The following is a 6,701-nucleotide window of genomic DNA, read 5'->3' on the forward strand; positions in this document are numbered from 1 at the left end:
ATGGCCATGACTCTGCCGGTCAGTGACGCCGACCCGTTCGACCACGACAATCTCGAAGACCCGGGACCGCTGCACGAGAAGCTGCGCGAAGCCGGCCCGGTCGTCCACCTCACCCGGTACGACACCTACGCGTTGGCCCGATACGAGCACGTGCATGCCGCGCTCACCGACTGGCAGAACTTTCAGTCCGCCGCCGGCGTCGGACTGAGCAACTTCCGGTACGAGAAGCCATGGCGGCCGCCGAGCCTGCTGCTCGAAGCCGACCCGCCGCGGCACGACGCCCCGCGCCGCGTTCTGTCGAAGATCATCGGTCCGCGGGCGCTGCACCGGCTGCGTGACCGGTGGGCCGCCGACGCCGCCGAACTGGTCGACCAGGTGATCTCTGACGGTGCCGAGGTCGACGCGGTCCCGGCCCTCGCGGAGGCGTTCCCGCTGCGCGTCTTCCCGGACGCCGTCGGCATCCCTGCGTCCGGCCGGGAAAACCTGCTGCCCTACGGCGACCACCTGTTCAACGCGTTCGGCCCGCCCAACGACCTGGTCGCCAAGGGCGCGCCCCGGGCCGCCGAGCTGTCTGCCTGGGTCAACGCCCAGTGCGCACGTGACGTGCTCGACCCGGACGGTTTCGGCGCCGCCATCTGGGCCGCCGCCGACCGTGGCGAGCTCACGCCGGAGCAGGCGCCGCTGATCGTGCGGTCGCTGCTGTCGGCCGGCGTCGACACCACCGTGCACGGCCTGTCCGCGGTGCTCTACGCCTTCGCCAGGAACCCCGCCCAGTGGCAACGGCTGCGCGATCAGCCGTCCCTCGCACGGGTGGCCTTCGACGAGGCGGTGCGCTGGGAGTCACCGGTGCAGACGTTCTTCCGCACTGCGACCACCGACGTGACGGTGGGGGAGACCGTCATCCCGGACGGCGCGAAGATCCTGATGTTCCTCGGCGCCGCCAACCGCGACCCGCGCCGCTGGACCGACCCGGACCGCTTCGACCTGAGCCGGGACCCGTCCGGGCACGTCGGCTTCGGCATGGGCATCCACCAGTGCGTCGGCCAGCACATCGCCCGGCTGGAGGCGGAATCCCTGCTCACCGCCCTGGCCCGCCGGGTCACCCACGTCGAACTCGCCGGTCCGGTCCGCCGGCACCACAACAACACCCTGCGCGCCTGGCGCAGCATCCCGATTGCTCTGCTTGCCTAACGACGTTAGGCTGGTCTAACACTGTTAGGCAGGAGAGCGGCGTGCCCCAGCAATCCCTGAGCCCGGCGTTGATTGTGGACACGGCGATGGACATCCTCGACCACGAAGGCGTCGCGAGTCTGTCGATGCGCGCCATCGCGGCCCGGCTCGATGTCAAGGCGGCCTCGCTCTACTACCACGTACGCAACAAGGACTCCGTGCTCCAGGCAATCGCCGACCGGGTCGCCGGCGAGGTGAACGCCGACATCGACCCGGACACCTCATGGCGCCCGATGCTCACCGCCATGGCCGCACGCCTACGCGCCATCCTGCGCGCACACCCCGGCGTCACCGCCGTGGTCGCCACCAAGAACGTCTCACCGCAGGTCGCGCAGCAGATCGCCGACCGCCTCGGGCCGTCCCTGGCGGGCGGGCTGAACACCACGATGGACCGGGCACTGCTGCTGGCCCAGTCCCTCTACGTCCTGGTCGCCGGCCTGGCGCTGGCCGAGTTCGGTGATGTGCCCCATGAGCCTGTCGCTCCCCGCGCGTACTACGACGCGTGGTTCGACCTAGCCGTCGGAACCTTCCTCGACGGCATCGATACCCCGTAGGAAGCCACGATGTTCGCTGCCGCCATCACGCTTGTGCTTCTCACCGTCGTCTACTTCGCCGTGAACACCCTCGTCAACCTCGCCCCGCTGAACAATGTCACCGCCGCCACCCGCCGCGAGAAGACCATCGAGGTCGCGGTCAACGCGCCCATCATGACGGTGCCCGCTGTCCTGGTGGTGATCGCGGCCGCGCTGCACACATCCCTTCCCGCATACGCCGCCGCCGGCCTCGAGCTCCTCATCGTCCTCAGCGGACTGGCCCTCTGGTGGCTGCCTTACCTGGCCGGAGTGACAGTGCCCTGGGCGACCGCTGGAACCGGCGAGACCTGGGCCCAGCTGCACGCCCGCACGTACGCCAAGACCATCATCGTGCTGCCCCGGATCGGTAACCGCCCCCGACCAAACCTGGAGCACATGATCCTGCACGCGCTCATGCTCGCGGCGGCGATCGTCACCCTCGGATACGCCGGGAGCCTCTAGAGAAGGGGATCTTCTCGGCCCAACCTGAGTGTTGTCTTGAGGCCGTTGAGACAGCATTGAGTGTGGGCCGAGCAAGATCACCACCCACGAAAGCTGTCCAACGTGCCGGCCGGTGACATCCGCCGGGCCGACCGGTCAACGGCCGGTAGGTCCTCGATTTCGTGCCGTATTCCCTTGAATCGACGGTCACGTTGCCGATAAGGCTGCTGACAGCTGCGAGGTAGGGACCCGGCGTATGCACACTTCCCACGCATCTCCAGCACCGCCGTCAGCCGTTCACGCAACGATCAGCGCGGTGCTGGCCGACCGGCTGGTGCAACCGTTGTTTCAGCCAATTGTCGACCTGTCCACCCGTACCGTAATGGGGTTGGAAGCGCTCGCGCGCGGCCCAGCCGGCACCGTTCTGGAATTCCCGGACCGGCTGTTCGCTGCGGCCCGCGTCGCGGGCCGGCTGGCCGGGCTCGACATGCTCTGCGCTGAGCGGGCTCTGGAGTGCGCGGCGGCCGCGCCGGTTCCGCCGCCGTTGCTGTTCGTCAACGTCGAACCGGCCGTCATGGACCAGCCGCTCTCGCCTCGTCTGATCGAGCTGATCACCGCGGGGCTGCCGTTCCGGGAGATCCTGGAGTTCACCGAGCGGGCGCTGCCGACCGTGCCGGGCAGCATGCTGCGCATCGCCGGGCAGGCCCATGAGTGGGGCAATGGGCTCGCTCTGGACGACGTCGGGGTGGACCCGATGTCGCTGGCGTTCCTGCCCATCCTCGAACCCGAGGTGATCAAGCTCGACATGAGCCTGGTCCGTGCCCCGCACGCCGGGCACACCCGCGCGGTGTGTGCTGTGGTGGGCGCGGAGGCGCAGCGTACCGGTGCTGTGGTGATCGCCGAGGGCATCGAGACCGAGGACGATCTGCGGCACGCCCGCGCGCTCGGCGCGCACTGGGGGCAGGGCTGGCTGTTCGGTCGTCCCGGGCCCATCGACGGAGTCGGACACCGTTTCGACGCTGCGGGAGCTGATGCGCTGCCGAGACCGAGGCCAGGATTTCACCAGCCCACCGCAAGCCCGTTCCAGGTGGCGGCCGCGCACGGGCCGGCCACTCCCGGCGATGCCCACGCGGTCGCGGCGACACTGGCCCGGATGCGTGACATCGCCGCCTCGGCCGAGGCGGCCGTCGTCGTGGTTTCCTGCCCCGCGTCCGGTTTCCCGGGTATCGCGGTGTCGCTGCACGAACTGGCCGGCCGCGCCCGATCGATTGTCGTACTCGATCGGCCGGTGCCCGACGAACTCGCCGTCGCGGTGATCGGGCCCGGACACGGCTACGCCGTGTGCGTCCAGACGCCGCACGAGCAGGAAGCGAAGATGGTGATCCTCAACCACCTGCCGCCGGCTGCGGCCGTGGCACGGGCCCTGCTGAACCGGCACCGCTGACCGTCGACGCTCAGCTCGGAATGAGGATCCGTACGTCCCCTTGCTCACCGAGGTGGCCGACCCGGCCCTTGCCGGCGGTCTTCGCCGCGTACATCGCGGTGTCCGCGTCGTGCAGCAGCGAGTCGATGTCGGGGTGGCCGCGCCACACCGCGACGCCGATGCTGGCGGCCGGGACCAGCTGGACTCCGGCGACGACCAGCGGTTGCTGGATCGAGACGAGCAACCGCTCGGCGACCAGCGCCGCGTCGTCCGGCGAGTCCATGCCGTCCAGCAGCACCGCGAACTCGTCACCACCGAGCCGGGCGCCCGTGTCGGCCCCGCGAATGCCGTCGCGCAGCCGCTGCGCCACCGCCACCAGCAACTGGTCCCCGGCCCCATGCCCGTACGTGTCGTTGACCGCCTTGAATCCGTCCAGGTCGATCAGCAGCACCGCCACCGGGCTGCCCCGGCGCGCTCGGGCCAGTGCCTGGGTCAAGTGATCCCGCAGCAGGGGACGGTTCGCCAGGCCGGTCAGGTTGTCGTGGAACGCCTGGTGCCGCAGGTCCTCGGCATGTTCGGCGTTGCGCAGGCCGAGCACGGTCTGCGCGGCGAGCGTCTCCAGCGACGGGCGGACATGGGCGGGGATGGGCACATCGGCGCCGACCAGCAGGCTGCCGTAGCAGCGTTTGCCGCTGTCCAGGGCAAGCGTCACGCGCACTTCGGAGACTCCGTCGGGGCGGTCGGCCGAGATCGCCGCCCAGTTGCCCGGCAGGTCGCCAAGCAGCTCTCTTGCCGCCTCTACCGCGTGCCGGCGAATCGTCTCCTCGTCGGAGGTGGTGACCAACGTCGAGCCGAGCCGGGCGAAGACCCGCTCCCGGGCAGCCGCCTGTTCCTGGCGGCGGGTGCTCTCCGCCACCGCCGCGGTGAACAACGCCAGGGGCGGCACGCCGGCGGTCTGTTGCAGGAAGTTCGCCATCTGGTGCGGCTCGGTGAGCAGGATCGCCCCGAGCGAGCCGGCGAACATCGACACCGTCAGCGCCAGCGCGTTCTTCCACGAGCCGTACAGGCCGCGGAACGACACCGTGACGAACAGCAGCCCCAGCGTGACGAGCCAGTTGTGCGAGCCGTAGCCGATTACCGCGAGCGCGAGCCCTTCGACCGGTGCGGCCCAGGCCGGGAAGCTGTTGCGGCGGTACCCACGCAACCACCACCAGGCCAGTCCCGCCGCTGCGGCCACCGCCGCGAACTTCCAGGCCGGCGCGGCGATGTCACCGTGCAACGTCCGCGGGACCGCGGTGACCACGTTGAACAGGATGAAGATGAGGAACAGCCAGCGGATTCGAGCGCCGAGTTGCCGCGGGGGTGCCATCGCACGCAGCCTTGCCGATGCCCGATTCATAACCTTCTTGATCGGCCGAGCTGCGGGTCGCCACTCGAATTCGTGGTTGCCTTCTGGGAGCAACCCAAACGGGGCGCGTACTGCTTGGGTCACAGGGTGACCAGCTGCGCATCCGGGAAGCGCGGCGAAGGCCGGTGCAGCAGGCCGTCGTCGCGATGCCGCAGGGTCAGATTCAGGAACGAGCGGAGGTACGCCCGAACCGTGCGCACCGAGGCTGCCGGGGCGATGGTGCCGATGAAGCCGGCCACCTGCTCCGGTGTGAAACCCGCCGGCCCGGCGAGCTGGGGGATCAACCCCTGGAAGTCGGTGAACGACAGGTGCCCGGAGTCGCGCAGGTTCACCGCGGCCCGGAACCCGTGCAGCCGCACCCACAGGTCGTGCAGGGTCGGGTCGAGGGTGGTGTCGTGCCCCTGGCCCAGGAAGAACAGGAACGGCTTGTCCGAGCCGTCCCACAGCGGCGGGCCGAAGATGCCGCCATCGAGGTTCGCGCCGGCCCGTACACGCGGGTCGTTCAGCAGGTGTGCCGAGGTGGCGCCGCCGAGCGAGTGCCCGATCACCGCCACCCGGCGCAGATTCAGCGCGCCGGCCAGGCCCGCCGGCAGCGGCCCGCCCTCGACCGACGGGTTCCGGCCGGCGTTCACCGTGGGCAGACGGTCCAGCGTGAAGAGGACGTCGGCCATCCGCAGTCCGACCGCTCGTACGTCGTCGTCCGGAAGCCCGGCGGTCACCACGTGGCCGTCCGGGAACTGAACCTCCCCGGAGTCGTGCGGGTGGTCCACGGTGACCACCAGGTACCCGTGGCTGACCAGATCCTCCACGAGCACGGTGGCGCTATCCCGGTCCAGGCCGAAACCGGGCGAGAAAATCACCACCGGGTACGGTGCGGCCGCGTGCCGGACTCGGGCACCGAGCCGACCGTGCGTACGGGGTACCGCGAGCACGTCGAGCGGCAACGCATTGCGCTCCAGGAACGTGCGCCAGGCCGCCGGCAGGAGCCAATCGGCGCGCGGCCGCCCGGATTCCGGGTGCGCCGGGTACCAGACACTCACCATGAAGTCGCGGAACGGGATTCCGGGTATCAGGGGGTCGGGGCGGGACAGGTCACGCAGGTGCAGGGGTACCACGCCGACCGGGAACCGGCCGGTGGGCTCGGGCAGCAGCAGCCGGATCGGCCGGGCCGGCGCGGTGGCGGCACCGGCGCGGGTCGGGCCGAGCAAGGGGGCGGCGAGCGCGGCGGTGGCCGCGGTGGCCAGGAACGAGCGCCGGGACAGCGCACTGCCCAGCATGTCGGGGCGGGACATCTTTCCTCCCCAGCGAATCGGTGCAGGTGGCTCGGCCCGACTGTACGACCGCGGACGTGACCCGGGATCCGGTACAACCCCGGGCTGTACCCTGAACCCCTTTCCGGGTCAGGGCAGCGCTGGCACCTTTCTTTCGGTGTCTTCCAGACCCCGCCGGACGAGACCCGCGCGCCCGTCGAGGCCGCGCTGTCCGCCGGCTACCGGCACATCGACACCGCAGCCGCCTACGGCAACGAGCGGCCAGCCGGCGCATCGCCTGCCAGGCCGTGGTGATCGAGACCCGCCGGTGGAACATGCTGGCGATCAGTGCCACCACTCGGGCCAACGTCCAGCGC

The 6,701-nt window shown here is 70.4% G+C and carries 7 protein-coding genes; 5 read left to right on the top strand and 2 right to left on the bottom strand.

All coding sequences use genetic code 11. The features are described from left to right. Positions 1-6 precede the first annotated feature (6 nt). The 4 genes from I4J89_RS33995 (at position 7) to I4J89_RS34010 (ending at position 3,687) form a co-directional block, all read left to right on the top strand. Entirely contained in the window at positions 7-1,191 is a 1,185-nt protein-coding gene (locus tag I4J89_RS33995) for a cytochrome P450 (RefSeq protein ID WP_230860042.1), read from the top strand. Between the two features lie 41 nt (positions 1,192-1,232). Next, positions 1,233-1,784 carry a TetR/AcrR family transcriptional regulator gene (locus I4J89_RS34000; RefSeq protein WP_196418248.1) on the top strand — a complete coding sequence of 184 codons (552 nt, stop codon included), beginning with the start codon at positions 1,233-1,235 and terminating at the stop codon, positions 1,782-1,784. Between the two features lie 9 nt (positions 1,785-1,793). Then, the gene (locus I4J89_RS34005) at positions 1,794-2,264 is read left to right on the top strand and encodes a hypothetical protein (protein ID WP_196418249.1); all 471 of its coding nucleotides are present in this window, start codon (positions 1,794-1,796) and stop codon (positions 2,262-2,264) included. 235 nt (positions 2,265-2,499) lie between these two features. Next, on the top strand, positions 2,500-3,687 hold the full coding sequence (locus I4J89_RS34010) for an EAL domain-containing protein (RefSeq protein ID WP_255521867.1): 1,188 nt from the start codon (positions 2,500-2,502) through the stop codon (positions 3,685-3,687). Between the two features lie 10 nt (positions 3,688-3,697). Here the strand turns inward: I4J89_RS34010 and I4J89_RS34015 are convergent, their stop codons facing one another. Next, positions 3,698-5,035 (bottom strand): GGDEF domain-containing protein, encoded by a 1,338-nt coding sequence (locus tag I4J89_RS34015; protein WP_196418251.1) that lies wholly within the window; start codon positions 5,033-5,035, stop codon positions 3,698-3,700. Between the two features lie 119 nt (positions 5,036-5,154). Continuing rightward, the gene (locus I4J89_RS34020) at positions 5,155-6,366 is read right to left on the bottom strand and encodes an alpha/beta hydrolase family protein (RefSeq protein ID WP_196418252.1); all 1,212 of its coding nucleotides are present in this window, start codon (positions 6,364-6,366) and stop codon (positions 5,155-5,157) included. A gap of 84 nt (positions 6,367-6,450) precedes the next feature. On the opposite strand from I4J89_RS34020, the gene I4J89_RS52040 reads away from it, so the two are divergent. Next, entirely contained in the window at positions 6,451-6,639 is a 189-nt protein-coding gene (locus tag I4J89_RS52040) for an aldo/keto reductase (RefSeq protein ID WP_373688183.1), read from the top strand. Positions 6,640-6,701: the final 62 nt, after the last annotated feature.

The organism is Actinoplanes aureus (genome assembly GCF_015704865.1).
Classification (GTDB): Bacteria; Actinomycetota; Actinomycetes; order Mycobacteriales; family Micromonosporaceae; genus Actinoplanes; species Actinoplanes aureus.

Excerpts from the sequence above, each read along its gene's own strand:
- I4J89_RS33995 (WP_230860042.1), top strand. The coding sequence starts at position 7 with ATGACTCTGCCGGTCAGTGACGCCGACCCGTTCGACCACGACAATCTC.
- I4J89_RS34005 (WP_196418249.1), top strand. The coding sequence starts at position 1,794 with ATGTTCGCTGCCGCCATCACGCTTGTGCTTCTCACCGTCGTCTACTTC.
- I4J89_RS34010 (WP_255521867.1), top strand. The coding sequence starts at position 2,500 with ATGCACACTTCCCACGCATCTCCAGCACCGCCGTCAGCCGTTCACGCA.
- I4J89_RS34015 (WP_196418251.1), bottom strand. The coding sequence starts at position 5,035 with ATGGCACCCCCGCGGCAACTCGGCGCTCGAATCCGCTGGCTGTTCCTC.
- I4J89_RS34020 (WP_196418252.1), bottom strand. The coding sequence starts at position 6,366 with ATGTCCCGCCCCGACATGCTGGGCAGTGCGCTGTCCCGGCGCTCGTTC.